Origin of the sequence: Bacteroides muris (ex Fokt et al. 2023), from assembly GCF_024704895.1 — a bacterium.
Classification (GTDB): Bacteria; Bacteroidota; Bacteroidia; order Bacteroidales; family Bacteroidaceae; genus Bacteroides; species Bacteroides muris.
The window spans coordinates 35,282-49,907 of the sequence record NZ_JAMZEE010000024.1 but is presented as its reverse complement, the minus strand read 5'-3'; the positions used below and the strand labels follow the sequence as shown (position 1 = coordinate 49,907).

General features: G+C 50.9%; 13 protein-coding genes. All 13 read right to left on the bottom strand.

The features are described from left to right. Positions 1–24: 24 nt before the first annotated feature. The gene (locus tag M1B78_RS10950) at positions 25–1,503 is read right to left on the bottom strand and encodes a complex I subunit 4 family protein (protein WP_136009874.1); all 1,479 of its coding nucleotides are present in this window, start codon (positions 1,501–1,503) and stop codon (positions 25–27) included. A gap of 51 nt (positions 1,504–1,554) precedes the next feature. Beyond that, positions 1,555–3,501: an NADH-quinone oxidoreductase subunit L gene (gene nuoL / locus M1B78_RS10945; RefSeq protein WP_257940674.1), complete on the bottom strand. Its 1,947-nt coding sequence runs from the start codon at positions 3,499–3,501 to the stop codon at positions 1,555–1,557. A gap of 58 nt (positions 3,502–3,559) precedes the next feature. Beyond that, positions 3,560–3,868, bottom strand: coding sequence for an NADH-quinone oxidoreductase subunit NuoK (gene nuoK, locus M1B78_RS10940; protein WP_136009876.1), 309 nt, complete (start codon positions 3,866–3,868; stop codon positions 3,560–3,562). 5 nt (positions 3,869–3,873) lie between these two features. Beyond that, positions 3,874–4,386: an NADH-quinone oxidoreductase subunit J family protein gene (locus M1B78_RS10935; RefSeq protein ID WP_136009877.1), complete on the bottom strand. Its 513-nt coding sequence runs from the start codon at positions 4,384–4,386 to the stop codon at positions 3,874–3,876. Positions 4,387–4,416: 30 nt separating this feature from the next. Continuing rightward, entirely contained in the window at positions 4,417–4,920 is a 504-nt protein-coding gene (locus tag M1B78_RS10930) for a 4Fe-4S binding protein (RefSeq protein ID WP_136009878.1), read from the bottom strand. 57 nt (positions 4,921–4,977) lie between these two features. After that, on the bottom strand, positions 4,978–6,054 hold the full coding sequence (gene nuoH, locus M1B78_RS10925; protein ID WP_136009879.1) for an NADH-quinone oxidoreductase subunit NuoH: 1,077 nt from the start codon (positions 6,052–6,054) through the stop codon (positions 4,978–4,980). Between the two features lies 1 nt (position 6,055). After that, positions 6,056–7,648: an NADH-quinone oxidoreductase subunit D gene (locus M1B78_RS10920; protein WP_257940682.1), complete on the bottom strand. Its 1,593-nt coding sequence runs from the start codon at positions 7,646–7,648 to the stop codon at positions 6,056–6,058. 55 nt (positions 7,649–7,703) lie between these two features. After that, positions 7,704–8,303: an NADH-quinone oxidoreductase subunit B gene (locus M1B78_RS10915; RefSeq protein ID WP_136009881.1), complete on the bottom strand. Its 600-nt coding sequence runs from the start codon at positions 8,301–8,303 to the stop codon at positions 7,704–7,706. After that, a complete protein-coding gene (locus tag M1B78_RS10910; RefSeq protein ID WP_257930639.1) occupies positions 8,294–8,644 on the bottom strand; it encodes an NADH-quinone oxidoreductase subunit A in 351 nt (116 codons plus the stop codon). Before M1B78_RS10910 ends, M1B78_RS10915 begins: the two co-directional genes overlap by 10 nt. 118 nt (positions 8,645–8,762) lie before the next feature. Then, the gene (locus tag M1B78_RS10905; RefSeq protein ID WP_257930638.1) at positions 8,763–9,137 is read right to left on the bottom strand and encodes a hypothetical protein; all 375 of its coding nucleotides are present in this window, start codon (positions 9,135–9,137) and stop codon (positions 8,763–8,765) included. A gap of 287 nt (positions 9,138–9,424) precedes the next feature. After that, positions 9,425–10,876 carry a TrkH family potassium uptake protein gene (locus M1B78_RS10900; RefSeq protein ID WP_257940673.1) on the bottom strand — a complete coding sequence of 484 codons (1,452 nt, stop codon included), beginning with the start codon at positions 10,874–10,876 and terminating at the stop codon, positions 9,425–9,427. 82 nt (positions 10,877–10,958) lie between these two features. Continuing rightward, a complete protein-coding gene (gene trkA, locus M1B78_RS10895) occupies positions 10,959–12,299 on the bottom strand; it encodes a Trk system potassium transporter TrkA (protein WP_257930636.1) in 1,341 nt (446 codons plus the stop codon). Between the two features lie 81 nt (positions 12,300–12,380). Then, complete coding sequence (gene dxs / locus M1B78_RS10890; protein WP_257940672.1) at positions 12,381–14,288, bottom strand: 1-deoxy-D-xylulose-5-phosphate synthase; 1,908 nt, start codon at positions 14,286–14,288, stop codon at positions 12,381–12,383. Positions 14,289–14,626 lie beyond the last annotated feature (338 nt).

The following is a 14,626-nucleotide window of genomic DNA, read 5'->3' as shown; positions in this document are numbered from 1 at the left end:
GTTTTACAATTTTCTGTTTACAATTTACAGTGCATTGACTATCGGCAATACGCTGTCTCCGATCATGCCGCTAATCCACCATGGTGCCATACCGAGAGCGGCAACGCATGCAATGAGGATAATGACCGCTGTACGTTCATCCCAGGTAGCGTCGCTCAGGGTGAGGTGATGTTTATTGGTGCAGGTTCCGTAGAGAATCTTTCCTATCAGTCGCAGGATATAGACTGCCGTAATCACGATGGAACTGCATGCAATGACTGTCCACACACGGTGGAACGTATCGGGATGCTGGAACGAACCGGTGAAGATGGTCATTTCGGCAATGAAACCGCTGAGCCCGGGTAATCCTAGATTGGCAAGACCGGCAATTACATAGCAGACGGCCAGGAAAGGCATAATCTTCATCAGACCCGAGAGCTCGCGGACGTCACGCGTATGGGTACGTCCGTATATCATACCGATAAGGGCGAAGAACAAGGCTGTCATCAGTCCGTGAGAGAGCATCTGCAGAATGGCGCCCGTGCAAGCCGTCCGGTTCATCATCAAGATGGCGAACAACACCAGGCCGCAATGGCTGACGGAAGAGTAGGCATTGATATACTTCAGGTCGGTTTGCACACAAGCGGAGAATGCACCGTATACCACGGAGATTCCGGTAAGAATGAGGAATATCCATCCCAGTTCCTGCGCAGCTTCGGGCATCAGATATATGGCTATGCGGAAACATCCGTAACCTCCCAACTTCATCAATACACCGGCATGGAGCATGGAAACGGCAGTCGGTGCGGAGGCGTGACCGTCGGGGCTCCATGTGTGGAACGGGAACAGAGCGCCCAGCACACCGAAACCCAGGAAGGTGAGAGGGAACCAGATACGTTGCTGTTCGATGGGGATATTGTGCATCTGTGCTATTTCCAATAGATTCATGGAGGTGGCTCCGGCACCGTAGTAGATACCCAGAATACCGATAAGCAGGAAGGCGGAGCCGCCCATCAACATCAGAGTCAGCTTCATGGCAGAGTACTCCTTGCGCCCCGACCCCCATACGCCGATAAGCAGATACATGGGAATGAGGGCAACCTCGTAGAACATGAACATGGTGAATAAGTCTATCGAGATGAAGAATCCGAACACACCGATGGAAAGGAAGGTGAACCAAAGGAAATATTCTTTAGTCAGCGGTTGCAGCCTCCAGGAGGCGAATGTTCCGGTGAAGACAATGATGGCCGAAAGTAGCAGCATGGCTACCGAAATACCGTCTACACCTACCGAATAGTGGATGTTGAGTGCTGGATACCAGACCATGTCGGCACGGAACAGCATCTCGTCCGTGGCACCGGCGTGGCGTGCATGGAGGTACATCACGGTCAATGCCGCAGAAAGAACCAGCAGAGCCGATGCACCGGTCACCATCACCGCACGTATTTGTGCGATGTTGCGGCTGAGCCAAAGACCCAGCAACATCAGCAAGGGGATGAGAACAAATAATGATAAAAAGTTCATCTTTATATTTACGATTTAACGATTTGCGATTTACGATTGAAAAATCTCGGGTTATAGCAATAGCAACAGTATCAGTGCCAGCGTGCCCAGCAAGAATACAAATGTATATTGCTGGATGCGTCCGCTCTGCAGACCGCGTATCTCGTCACTGATAGCCTCGGCACTCCAGGCAAGGAAGTTGAAGAAGCCGTCCACCACATGGCGGTCCCACCAGGCGATGGGGCGGCAAATGCAGCCGAAGATGATGCGGTGGGTGACGAACTGGTAGGCCTCGTCCAGATAGAAGCGGTGGTAAGCAGCCGTCCACAAGCCTTTGAAACGGCGTGCCAGCGCATTGGCAACGGGCTGCCGGCTACCTGCATAGATGTAGGTGGCAATGGCGATGGAAATCACTGCTGCGACAATACTCGTACCTGCCACACTCCAATCCCGATGGATGCTATATGTCGTGCCGTTGGCAGAGATGAAGTGGCCGAAAGGAATGAAACCGGCGACTATCGTAACTACAGCCAAGAGCATCAGGGGCAGGGTCATCGCCAGCGGACTCTCGTGGGGGTGAGGCACGTGGCTGTCGCTTCCATCGCTTGCCGACTGTTGCCCGGGCGCTAAGCCTCCGCTTGCCGACTTTTGTCCCGGTTCCGAGCCGGCCCAGAAGATACCGTAGTAGAGGCGGAACATATAGAATGCTGTCATACCTGCAATCACTGTCATAATCCATCCCATGGTGGAACTGAACCGGAAGCAGGCCGTCAGGATTTCATCTTTGGAGAAGAATCCTGAGAACGGCGGGATGCCTGAAATGGCGAGACACGCGATGAGGAATGTGATATGCGTGACGGGCATATACTTCCGCAGTCCGCCCATGGCAGACATCTCGTTACTGTGTACGGCATGGATGATGCTGCCCGCTCCGAGGAACAGCAATGCCTTGAACATGGCGTGTGTGAACAGGTGGAACATGCTTGCCATGTAGCCCAGTCCCCCTTCGTGCGGGTCGGCTGATGTACATACACCCAGCGCCACCATCATGAAGCCGATTTGGGAGATGGTGGAGAATGCCAGTACACGCTTGATGTCACTCTGTACACATGCCACACTGGCGGCATAGAATGCCGTGAAAGCTCCTACGTAAGCCACGATGTGCAGCACGCCGGGAGCATATTCTATGAACAACGGGAACATGCGTGCCACCAGATAGACGCCTGCAACTACCATTGTAGCGGCGTGAATCAGTGCACTGACCGGCGTAGGGCCTTCCATGGCATCGGGCAACCAAATGTGCAGCGGGAACATGGCACTCTTTCCGGCACCACCGATGAACATCAGTCCCAAGGCAAGCGGAATCATTGCCGCCCCCCCCTTTGCCAGTGCCATCTCACTGGGGCTGAAGGTATATGTACCGGCATAATATCCATAGACAAGGATGCCTATAAGGAACCCCAGGTCGGCAAAACGGGTAACAATAAACGCTTTCTTCGAAGCGGCAATGGCGGCGGGCTTCGTATAGTAGAAGCCGATCAGCAGATAGGAGGATACGCCCACCAACTCCCAGAAAAGATACATCTGGAAGATGTTCGTTGCAACTACCAGTCCGAGCATGGACATGGTGAAGAGTGATAGGAAGGCGTAGTAGCGCTGGAAACCGCGTTCGCCCTTCATGTAGCCGAAAGAGTATATGTGTACCAGCAGCGAAACGGTGCTGATGACCACGAGCATCATGACCGAAATCGGGTCGAGCAGAATGCCCATGTCGATGCTGAGGCTTTCTGTGAAGGGCAGCCATTTGAAGTTATAGGGCGTCAGTGTCTCGTACGTACCGTCGGCAAGGCGGGGAGCGCTGAAGTACATTCCTGCGGTGAGATAGGAAAGTACTGCGACCACCCCCAATGCCGCAGTTCCGATAAGTCCGGCAGTGCGGTGTGACATCCATTTACCTCCAAGCCCCAGAGCGAGGAAAGAGAGGAAAGGGAGTAGAAGGATTAATATTGTATATTCCATATATACTATGTTTATCAATTATTACTATTCAAGAAACATTGCTTGACGGCTTTTGCTCTTACCATTTCATCTTATCCAGTTTGTTCACCTGGATGCTGCGGATGTTACGGTAGATGTTGATCATGATGGCAATGGCCACAGCCGTTTCGGCGGCCGAGATGGCGATGGAGAATAAAGAGAAGAAATATCCTTCCAGGCCTCCGGGAAACAAGAAACGGTTGAACACCGCGAAATTGATGTCCGTGGCATTCAGTATCAGCTCGATGCTGATAAGTATCGCCAGTGTGTTGCGGCGGGTGAAGAATCCGTAGATGCCTGCGAAGAACATGATAGCCGAAACTATCAGATAATATTCCATGTGTATCATAATTCCTATCTTTTACGTGCTATTAATAATCCGCCTACGATACATGCCAACAATAGTATGCTGACAGCTTCGAAGGGAAGCAGATAACCATATTTGTCACCGCTCAGCATGTGGTGGCCGATGGTTTTGATGTTCACCTCCAAAGGTTCCACGTCGGTGGTGGCAATGAATTTATGCTTTAAAGTGATGAATACTACGATAATGGCACCGCCCACGGTGGCACCCAGTCCGGCAAGGAATCTGCTGCGCTTTAACTTTTCAATGATATCGCCTTCGCCACTGGTAAGTAGTATGGAGAAGACGTAAAGTACCACGATACCGCCTGCATAGACCATAATCTGCACGGAGCCGAGGAAGGTGTAACCCAGCAGGAAGTAGATGCCTGCCGTACCGAAAAGCACGAACAGCAGGTAGGTGGCTGAGCGCACCATGCGGTGAGTCGTTACCGTCAAAATGGAAAATACGGTGATAAAAGCCGCAAGGAAGTAGAATACTACTGTTTCAAGAGTTATTTCCATGTTGTTTAATTACAAATTACTATTTACGAATTACTTTGTTGTCTCTTCTTTGGGAGCGGTTGTTTTCTTTTTTTCTTCTACGTGGCTGCCCGGACGGTTCAGTGTGATGACCAGTTTCGTGCGGTCGAACACTGCATGCTCAAAGTTCTGGTCGAACGTGATGGCATCGTGAGGGCAGGCATTTACACAGAGTTGGCAGAACATGCACGAACCGAGGTCATACTCGTACTTTGCCAGTATCTTCTTTTTCTTGCCGTCTTCCGTTTCAACCATCTCTCCGGTCACCTTGATGGTATCGTTGGGGCAAGCCATCTGGCACAAGCCGCAAGCCACGCACCGATGCTCATTTTCGTCATTATGGCGCATGGTCAGCGTGCCACGGAAACGGTCGGAGAGTTTCAATGTCGCGCGGTTTTCCGGATATTGTTCGGTGGTCTTTTTACGGCAGAATACGATCATGGTGGTTTTCATGCCTGTCAGCAGAGAGGTGATGCCATGTATGAGTCTGCCGATATAAGAGTGATTGTCTTTCATTATTTTTATCTTTATTGAAATTGTCCGTAAGGAAATCTTGCTCCGGTGCTACACCGGTTAGAAATGCAACTTGAATACTACAATTAATACCATCAAAATCAAGTTCACCATGGAGATGGGTACCAGGTACTTCCACTCCAGATTCAGAATCTGGTCGATACGCAGGCGGGGGAAGGTCCACTTTATCCACATCAGCAGAAAGACGACAAAGAAGGCCTTTCCGAAGAACCATATGAATCCAGGGATGTAATCCATCATTGCGTTGAAGCCGTCCAGGCCTGCGATGTGGAGCGGCATCCAGCCTCCTAAAAAGATGGTGGCGGCCACGGAAGCTACGATAAACAGATTTAAATACTCTGCCAGATAGAAGAAGCCGAAGCCCATACCACTGTACTCCGTGTGGTATCCGGCTGTCAATTCACTCTCGGCTTCGGGCAGGTCGAAGGGACCACGGTTGGTTTCCGCATTTCCGGCAATGAGGTAGATGATGAAGGCTATCAATGCAGGGATATGTCCTTTGAAGATGAACCAGCTGTCAGCCTGTCCTTCTACGATTTCGGAGAACTGCATGGTTCCCATCAATACCACCATTGTCAGTATGCTCAATCCGCAGGACAATTCGTAACTGACAATCTGCGCACCGCTTCGCATGGAGCCGATTAACGAGAATTTGTTGTTGGAACTCCAGCCTGCCAGCAGGATACCCACTACGCCGATGCTCGACGTAGCCAGCAGGAAGAAGGCTCCTACATTGAAGTCCAATACCTCCAATCCCTTGTTGACGGGCAAGCAGGCAAATGTCAGGAAAGAAGCGATGATTACCATGAACGGTGCCAGGTTGTAGAGGAACCGGTCAGAGAATTTCAGGTCAATGATTTCCTTTGTCAACATCTTGATGACATCGCAAGGCACCTGGAGCAATCCCCATTTCCCTACGCGCATCGGACCGAGGCGGCATTGGAAAAAGGCGCATATCTTACGCTCCATGTAAATCAGGATGATGGCAAGCACGGCATACATCAAGATGATGCATACGCCAATCACCACGCACTCGAGGAATATCGCCAGACCTTCCGGCATCAGGGAAGTCAGCAACTGGTGTATCCAGTTGGTTACTATACTAAAGTCAAACATACTATCTATCAATATCTGGTACTACATAATCCAATGTTCCGCCAATGGCAATAAGGTCGGCGATTTTAGCTCCGCGGCAAATGGTGTTTACGGTCGATACCAATGGCAAGCCCGTACTGCGGAAATGCAGGCGGTAAGGCATCTTGTCGCCGTGGCTTTCGAGGAAGACGCCGAACTCACCGCGGCTGCCTTCCACGGCTGCATAATAAGTGCCTTCCGGTACTCGGATAATCGGTTTCATCTTTTCCTGATAGGCTCCTTCCGGGATGTTGTCTATCAGTTGCTCGATAATCTTCAGGCTTTCCAGAATCTCATCCATACGGATAAGGTAGCGTGCCCATGAATCGCCTTCGGTGCGGACGATTTCTTTGAAGTCCACCTTGTCATATACGGCATACGGCATCCGCTTGCGCACGTCGCACGCCCATCCGCTGGCACGCCCCGTACCTCCGGTGGCTCCGAAGGCAATGGCGTCTTCCCGTGAGAGTATGCCTACGCCTTTCAGACGTTGCCGGGCAATGATGTTTCCGGTGAATACATCGTGATATTCGTGCAAGATACCGCGAAGGTAGGGGATGAATTCTTTCACCTTCTTCACGAAGCCGGGAGCGATGTCCTCCTGCACACCCCCGATGGTGTTATAGTTCATGATGAGGCGTCCGCCGCAAGTCTCCTCAAAGATGTCGAGTATCTTTTCGCGGTCGCGGAAACCGTAGAAGAAGGCGGTCAATGCCCCCAGGTCCATGGCAAGGCAGGAATAGAACAGCAAGTGGGAGTCTATTCGTTGCAATTCGTCCATGATGGTACGTATGTACTGTACGCGCTCGCTTACTTCCACGCCCATTGCCTTTTCGATGCACATGCACAAGGCATGGCGGTTCTGATGTGCGCCCAGATAGTCCAGACGGTCGGTCAAGGCCAAGGTTTGCGGATAAGTCAGACTTTCGCACATCTTCTCGATACCCCGATGGATGTAGCCGCAGTTGGCATCAATCTTGCTGATGTTTTCACCTTCCAATGACACGCGGAAACGCATGACACCGTGTGTGGCAGGGTGTTGGGGACCGATGTTCACAACATATTCTTCATCACCGAATAGTTGTAGCTCTTTATTTTTAACGCTACCGTCCGGGTTCAGTTTCAACTCCGTGGTGGTATCAATAGTTTCTTCGTTGTCCATGCGCAACGGGTTGTCCTTCTCCGGATCGTTGTCTTTGCGCATGGGATAGCCTACCCAGTCATTGCGCAGATAGAGGCGGCGCATATCCGGATGGCCGATGAAGACGATGCCGTAGAAATCGTAAACTTCGCGTTCATTAAAATCCGCAGCTTTCCAAATGTCGCTGACGGAAGGAAGTTCGGGGCATTCCCGGTTCAGAGTGGCGGTGCGTATTGCTACCCGTTTGCCGGTAACAGTAGACTCCAGCAGGTAGACCACGCCAAGTCCACGGGGAGTGTCCGGTGCATCTTTTTCATCGGGCATTCCCCAGTCCATACCGCTGAGGCATTCCAGAAAGTCCATCTGTTCCTCTTTTCGCAGACGCAGCATTTCGTCGTGCAGGGCTGAGGGTTCTATGTATTTTATTTCCATAATTATAAAAAAAGGTGGTAACGTTGTAAGGTGATAATGTTGTCACATTACTACTCTATCACATTAGTATTTCCTCTTCCGGCTTTTCTTCTTTTCTGTTTACTCCGCCGAAGTATTTCTCGATTTTCACTTTACGTTGCAATTGCATCATGCCATAGTAGAATGCCTCCGGACGGGGAGGGCAACCGGGAATGTAGACATCTACAGGCAGAATCTTGTCCACACCGTTCACCACATGATAGGATTTCTTGAACGGGCCTCCACTGACGGCACAGCCGCCTACGGCTATTACATATTTGGGGTCGGCCATCTGGTCGTAAAGACGTTTCAGAACGGGAGCCATCTTATTGGTTATTGTTCCGCAAACCATAATCATGTCTGCCTGGCGCGGGCTGGCGCGGGCTACCTCGAACCCGAAGCGAGCCATGTCGTAGCGGGCTGCACCGAGAGCCATGAATTCGATACCGCAACAGCTGGTTGCAAATGTAAGAGGCCACAGCGAGTTGCTGCGTCCCCAGTTGACGAAATCGTCCAGTACGCCAAGGGCGACATTGGCGCCTCCGGCATTAAGTTCCCGAACCAGTTTCTCCAACGTTTCGTTGTCTGTAAACTCTTCATAAGGGATAGATTTGATTTTCGGTTTCTTTGTTACTTCCATTCCAAAGCTCCTTTCCTCCAGGCATAAGCAAGGCCCAGAACCAATATAATCAGGAAAAATAAAATGCTGAAAAGTCCTGCCACACCAAGCTCACGGGTGATGACTGCCCAGGGGAACAGAAATACCGTCTCCACTTCGAACATTAGGAACAAGATGGCAAACAGGTAGTAGCCCACCCGGAATTGCATCCACGATTTGCCGCGGGTAGGGATACCGCATTCGTACGGTTCCATCTTCTGTGAATTGTACGAACGGGGTGCTATCGCATGAGAGATGGCGATAACGATACCCACGAAAGTGACTGCCGTCAGGAGGACGGCCACTAACAAAATAAAGTTCATAAGTATCTTTTTAAAATATGAATATTAAAATTTTTCTCCTCACCGTTGTGTGGAGTGGGAGAATCTCTGGAATAAGAGAAACAGGGAGAGAGGCACAAAGCTTCCGGCCGGAGGGAAGTCAGATGATGATTTTCCGCAGTCCGAACACATAGTAGGTGAGTGGATGGGGAATATCCTGGTGGGGCAGATGTGACAAAAGCATGCATTGCCTGGGGAGAATGTGGCTTTGTCCGTTACCGGAGCAGATACGTCCGGACGAATGCTTGTCCGATGGAGTCTGTTGGCTGTTGGCGTGTTCTATGCAGAGGGAAGTCATGGAGAACATGGCGCACATGTTCAGTATGGTTTGCTGTGAAGACGGCGTTTGAGTCTGGAAGCAATATTGGGTCGGATGAGATTCCGATATTTCCCCGTGGTCGATTGTTCTTGTAACGCAATGGTGCGATAAAATGGCAAACACAAGGATAATGCTATATTTCAAATATTGCTTCATACCCTAATACATTCTTTTAAAGAGCACAAAAGTACAACAACTCTTATTCTTTCTGCCATCTCGATATGTTTTGAAACATATTTTACACTTTTTTTCACAGACATAACGCTCCCCTGTCTGGAGTATGCACGTTGCCAATGATAAGGAATATCTTTGAGGCTGTTGAGAAAAATAATATAATCGGGAAAAGCCCCCTTTTTTCTCCTTTATTTAATATCCCCCTGTCTATGGATGTTTGAGAAGGGGGATGAGGTGAAGGCCGTAAATAATGATTTTTTTATATTCTGTCAGTTTTTCTTCCAGAAATCTGGCGTGAACAGTAGCATCACGGTAAACAGCTCCAGACGTCCCAGCAGCATGAGCAGTGAAGACAACCATTTGGCCGTATCGGGCAACGCATTCCACGAGAAAGCGGGGCCGAAAGCACCTAATCCGGGTCCGGTATTGCCGATGCTCGATATCACTACCCCGACAGTTTCGGTGAACGGGATGCCCAGTGCCAGCAGTATCAGTATGGAGACAAACATAATCAGTATGAACAAAAAGGTGAAAGCCAGTACGGTAGATTGCAGTGTAGGGGGAATGACGTGCTTGTTCAGTCGTATCGGTAACACCGCATTGGGGTGGAGCAGGCGCTTGAACTCGTTTCTGGTGACGCGTTGCAGCAATACGATGCGGATGCACTTTATACCTCCCGAGGTGCTGCCTGCACAGGCACCTACCAGCATCAGCATTGGCATGACTCCCCAAGCCAATGCGGGCCACGTCATGTAGTCGCTGGTGGCGAATCCTGTGGAAGTCTGTATGGAAATCACTTGGAAGAGCGAGGTGCGGAAAGCCGTTTCCAGCTCCATCGGGGTCTTCAGGTAGAGAATAGCGGTGATTCCCAACGTGAAACCAACGATACAGTAGCAATAGAAGCGCAACTCGGTGTCACCGATTGTCTTCTTGAATCGTCCGGTGACGAACAGCAGTAGCAACGTGAAGTTGATGCCTGAGACGAACATGAAGGCCGACAACACATATTCTATATAGGGTGAATTGTAGTAGGCGATGCTTGCGGTGTGGGTGGAGAATCCTCCGGTTCCCGTGGCGGCAAAGGCGTGGCAGATGCTGTCGAACCAGTTCATGCCACCGAGGGAGAGGAACAAGGTGGCTGTTGCAGTCAGTCCTGTGTAGAGCAGCCATATCCACCGGGCGGTAATGCCGATGCGGGGATGCACTTTGTCGTGCGTGGGACCGCTCGCTTCGGCGGCAAATACCTGCACGCCGTTGATGCCGAAGATGGGCAATACGGCAATGGTGAAGAGGATGATGCCCAGTCCGCCTATCCATTGTGTCATACTGCGCCAGAAGAGAAGTCCGTGGGGCAGTGCTTCAATGTTGTCCAAGATGGTGGCGCCGGTACTGCTCACCCCCGACATGGTTTCAAAGAAAGCGTTGGAAAGGTTGGGTATGTAGCCGCTCAGGTAGAAGGGTAGCATTCCGAAAAGAGAGAACACCACCCATGCCAGCGAGACGATGAGGTAGCCGTCGCGTCGGGTCAGTTGTCGCTCGTAGCCTTTGCCCAAGGTCAGCAGCAGGATACCGCAGCCTGCTGTGAGTCCCATTGCGTAGAGAAAGGCATGCAGGTCATTCTCGTTGTAGAACAGCGCGATGCCCGCGCACACCGTCATCATGGCTGTCTCTATCAGCAACAGATAGCCCAGCACCGTGTATATCATCTTCTTGTGTATCACTTCTTCTTGTTTTTGTTGAGGTTTTGCGGAGTCCGGTCGGATTTTCGGTTTGCTTTCATCTGCCGGGTTTCAATCGGGTCTCTCAGTTGAAGAATTTCTCGATTTTCTTAATCATCATGCTGAGGCAGAATACCACTACGTGGTCACCGGGTTGTATCACAGTGTTTCCTGTCACTACCACTCCCTCGCCGTTGCGGACGAGGCCGCCGATGGTGGTTCCTTTGGGCAGGCCCAGGTCTTTCACGGCATGCCGGGTGATTTTCGAGCCTTCCTTTACGGTGAATTCCGCTACATCGGCATTGGCAAAGGTCAGGCTCTTCACGTTGCTCACGTCGGCGTCCAGCATCATTTGGTAGATGTGGCTGGCGGCAATCATCTTCTTGTTGATGACGGTTCCTATATCCAGGCTCTCGGCCATGCCGATGTAGTCGATGTTCTCTACTTCGGCCACGGTCTTGGCAACTCCCATGCGTTTGGCGGCGAGGCAGGCCAGGATATTGGTTTCCGAGTTGTCGGTCAGAGCCACGAAAGCTTCCGTGTTCTTTAGCCCTTCCTCTACAAGGAGATCCATGTCGCGTCCGTCACCGTTGATAATCATGGTACTGTCGTCCAGCAGTTCGGTCAGGCGATTGCAACGGGATAAGTCGTTTTCAATGATTTTCAACTGCATGTAGTCGGGTACGTATTGGGCGGTACGCACGGCGATGCGGCTGCCGCCCATGATCATAACGTTGCGTATGTCGGCATATTCTTCTTTACCGGCTATCTTGCGTATGTAGGGGATGTATTTGCGGGTGGTGGTGAAGTAGACGATGTCGTGCAGGCGGATGGTGTCGTCACCTCGCGGAATTTTTGTTTCGCTGCCCCGCTTGATGGCCACTATGTGGTAGGGCATCTCCGGTCCTCCCAGTTCGTGGAGGGGAATGTTCAGTATTTCGGCTTTCTCGCGCATCTTGGTGCCTATCAGTACCAAGGCACCTCCGCAGAATTCCCACCATTGCCGCACCCAGCTCATGCGTACGGCTGATACAATCTCTTTAGCAGCAAGCATTTCTGGATAAATAAGTGAATCCACGCCTAATTTCTTGAAGAATTCCTTGTGTTTGGGCAATAGGTATTCATAATTGTCAATGCGTGCCACAGTCTTTTCCGCTCCCAGGTTGGTGGCCAGCATGCAGGCGGTCATGTTGCGGCTTTCGTCGGGGGTGACGGCTATGAAGAGGTCGGCTTCTCCCGCTCCCACTTCTTTCAGACCTTTGATAGAGGTGGGAGATGCCACGACGGTCATCAGGTCGAAGTTGGAACTTAGGGAAGTCAGCCTTTCTTCGTTATCGTCCATCAGAATGATATCCTGCTTCTCGCGGGACAGCAATTTAGCCAAGTGTGTGCCTACTGCGCCGGCACCTGCAATAATTATTTTCACAATGCTCTAGAGAATAAAGAATGAAGAATGAAGAGTTTCCTTACGGACGGCTGTATGGGTGCAGCCGGACTTTTTCATTCGTCAATCATCGTCCTTAATTAATATATTATAGATTCCCTCTTCGTCCATCTCGCAAAGATGATGCAACTCTTGTATAGTACCGTGTTCTATAAAGGCATCGGGTACACCGATACGTCTGATATGGGGAATATAGTCATTGTCTGCCATGAACTCCAGTACGGCACTGCCCATTCCTCCTTTTTTGACGCCGTCTTCTATGGTGACGACATGCTGGAAGTTGAGTCCTACCTCGTGCAGCAGGGATTCGTCGAGCGGCTTGAGAAAACGCAGGTCGTAGTGGGCTATGGAGAGTCCTTTGTCCTTTTCCGCACGCTCTATGGCACGAGCGGCTACATTTCCTATGGGGCCGAGGGTGATGACTGCCAGGTCTTTGCCTTCTTTCAGTTTACGCCCTTTGCCTACGGGTACTTCTTCCAGCGGACATTTCCAGTCCAGCAATGCGCCGCGTCCGCGGGGATAGCGGATGATGAACGGACCTTTGTCCGGCAACTGTGCGGTGTACATCAGGCGGCGCAATTCATGTTCGTCCATCGGTGAAGATATGATCAGGTTGGGAATCGGACGGAAATAGGCCAAGTCGAAAACTCCGTGGTGTGTCGGTCCGTCTTCTCCCACCAGTCCGGCGCGGTCCAGACAAAGCACGACGGGGAGGCGGAGCAGGGCGATGTCATGGATGACATTGTCGTATGCCCGCTGCATGAAGGAAGAGTAGATATTGCAGAAAGGCTGCATTCCCTCTTTGGCCATACCGCCCGAGAAAGTGGCGGCATGCCCTTCGGCGATACCCACATCGAAGGCACGGTCGGGCATGGCGTCCATCAGCTTGTTCATGGAGCAGCCGGTGGGCATGGCGGGGGTTACTCCGACGATTTTCGGATTTTCCTTTGCCAGTTCTACCAGTGTTTCCCCGAACACGTCCTGAAAAAGCGGAGGCAAGTTGCTGGTATCTGTCTTGAGGCGTTCTCCGGTTTCCGGATTGAACTTGCCCGGTGCGTGCCAGATGTCCGGATTCTTCTCGGCAGGTTCGAAGCCTTTTCCCTTCACGGTGTGCAGATGCAGTATTTTCGGTCCCTGCATATCTTTGATGTCCCGCAGGACACGGGCTATGTTTTTCACATCGTGTCCGTTGATGGGGCCGAAGTAGCGGATGTTCATCCCTTCAAAGATATTCTGTTGCCGGGCGGCCATTGATTTCAGGCTGTTGGCAAAGCGGATTAGTGCTTTGCGGCGGTCTTCGTTCAGGAGTCCCATTTTGAACAGCAGCCTGGATGTCTTGAAGCGCAACTGGTTGTAGCGGTTGCTGGTAGTCAGGTTGAAAAGGTACTGCTTCATGCCACCTACACTTCTGTCTATCGACATATCGTTGTCGTTGAGAATGATGAGAAGGTTGTTGGGGGTGGACGAAGCGTTGTTCAGTCCCTCGAAAGCTAGACCGCCGCTCATGCTTCCGTCACCGATGACGGCAACTACGCGCCGGTCTTTTTCTCCCTTCTTGGTTGCGGCTACCGCCATGCCGAGAGCCGCCGAAATGGAATTTGACGCATGTCCGCAGGCGAATGTGTCATAATCGCTTTCCTCCGGTGAAGGAAAAGGACGGACTCCCTTGAATTTACGGTTGGTGGAGAATGCTTCGCGGCGTCCGGTCAGTATCTTATGCCCATACGCCTGATGGCCCACATCCCAGACTATACGGTCGTAAGGAGTATTGAACACGTAGTGCAAGGCAACTGTCAGCTCTACCGTGCCCAGGCTGGCTGCGAAATGTCCGGGGTTACACGAAACCTCTTTTATAATGTCTTGCCTCAATTCTTTACAGACTTCAGGAAGCTCTTCTACGCTGAGTTGTCGTAAATCCTCGGGAAATGTAATGGTGTTAAGCAAGTTATATGTTGTTGGTTCTGTTCTCATTTCTAATCTGAAGATTACAAGATGCAAAAATAGCAAAAGAAAACGGATGCTATTTGCTTTTCAAGAAAAAATCGCGCATCTTCCATGGCTTTTTCATTTATTGGAGGAGTTTAAGAGGGGGGATTGCCCTTCGGGTTCAGTATCCAAAGCCGATACTTCTGTGAATACATACGCAAGAGTATCGGCTCTGACTTCTTTAACTCCTGACGGAGAGAAGTGATAACTCCTGCAAATGAAAAAGCTGTGAGCGGGCAGAATAAGTGTCCAATATGCTGAATTATAGGTGCGTGTTTTGCCGCATGCTTCCGATAAGCTGGCAGATTATTGCCGATATGTTG

What these genes read in the sequence shown, in the direction of transcription:
- M1B78_RS10950 (WP_136009874.1), bottom strand. Translation starts at nt 1,503, where the DNA reads ATGAACTTTTTATCATTATTTGTTCTCATCCCCTTGCTGATGTTGCTG.
- nuoL (WP_257940674.1), bottom strand. Translation starts at nt 3,501, where the DNA reads ATGGAATATACAATATTAATCCTTCTACTCCCTTTCCTCTCTTTCCTC.
- nuoK (WP_136009876.1), bottom strand. Translation starts at nt 3,868, where the DNA reads ATGATACACATGGAATATTATCTGATAGTTTCGGCTATCATGTTCTTC.
- M1B78_RS10935 (WP_136009877.1), bottom strand. Translation starts at nt 4,386, where the DNA reads ATGGAAATAACTCTTGAAACAGTAGTATTCTACTTCCTTGCGGCTTTT.
- M1B78_RS10930 (WP_136009878.1), bottom strand. Translation starts at nt 4,920, where the DNA reads ATGAAAGACAATCACTCTTATATCGGCAGACTCATACATGGCATCACC.
- nuoH (WP_136009879.1), bottom strand. Translation starts at nt 6,054, where the DNA reads ATGTTTGACTTTAGTATAGTAACCAACTGGATACACCAGTTGCTGACT.
- M1B78_RS10915 (WP_136009881.1), bottom strand. Translation starts at nt 8,303, where the DNA reads ATGGAAGTAACAAAGAAACCGAAAATCAAATCTATCCCTTATGAAGAG.
- M1B78_RS10910 (WP_257930639.1), bottom strand. Translation starts at nt 8,644, where the DNA reads ATGAACTTTATTTTGTTAGTGGCCGTCCTCCTGACGGCAGTCACTTTC.
- M1B78_RS10905 (WP_257930638.1), bottom strand. Translation starts at nt 9,137, where the DNA reads ATGAAGCAATATTTGAAATATAGCATTATCCTTGTGTTTGCCATTTTA.
- dxs (WP_257940672.1), bottom strand. Translation starts at nt 14,288, where the DNA reads ATGAGAACAGAACCAACAACATATAACTTGCTTAACACCATTACATTT.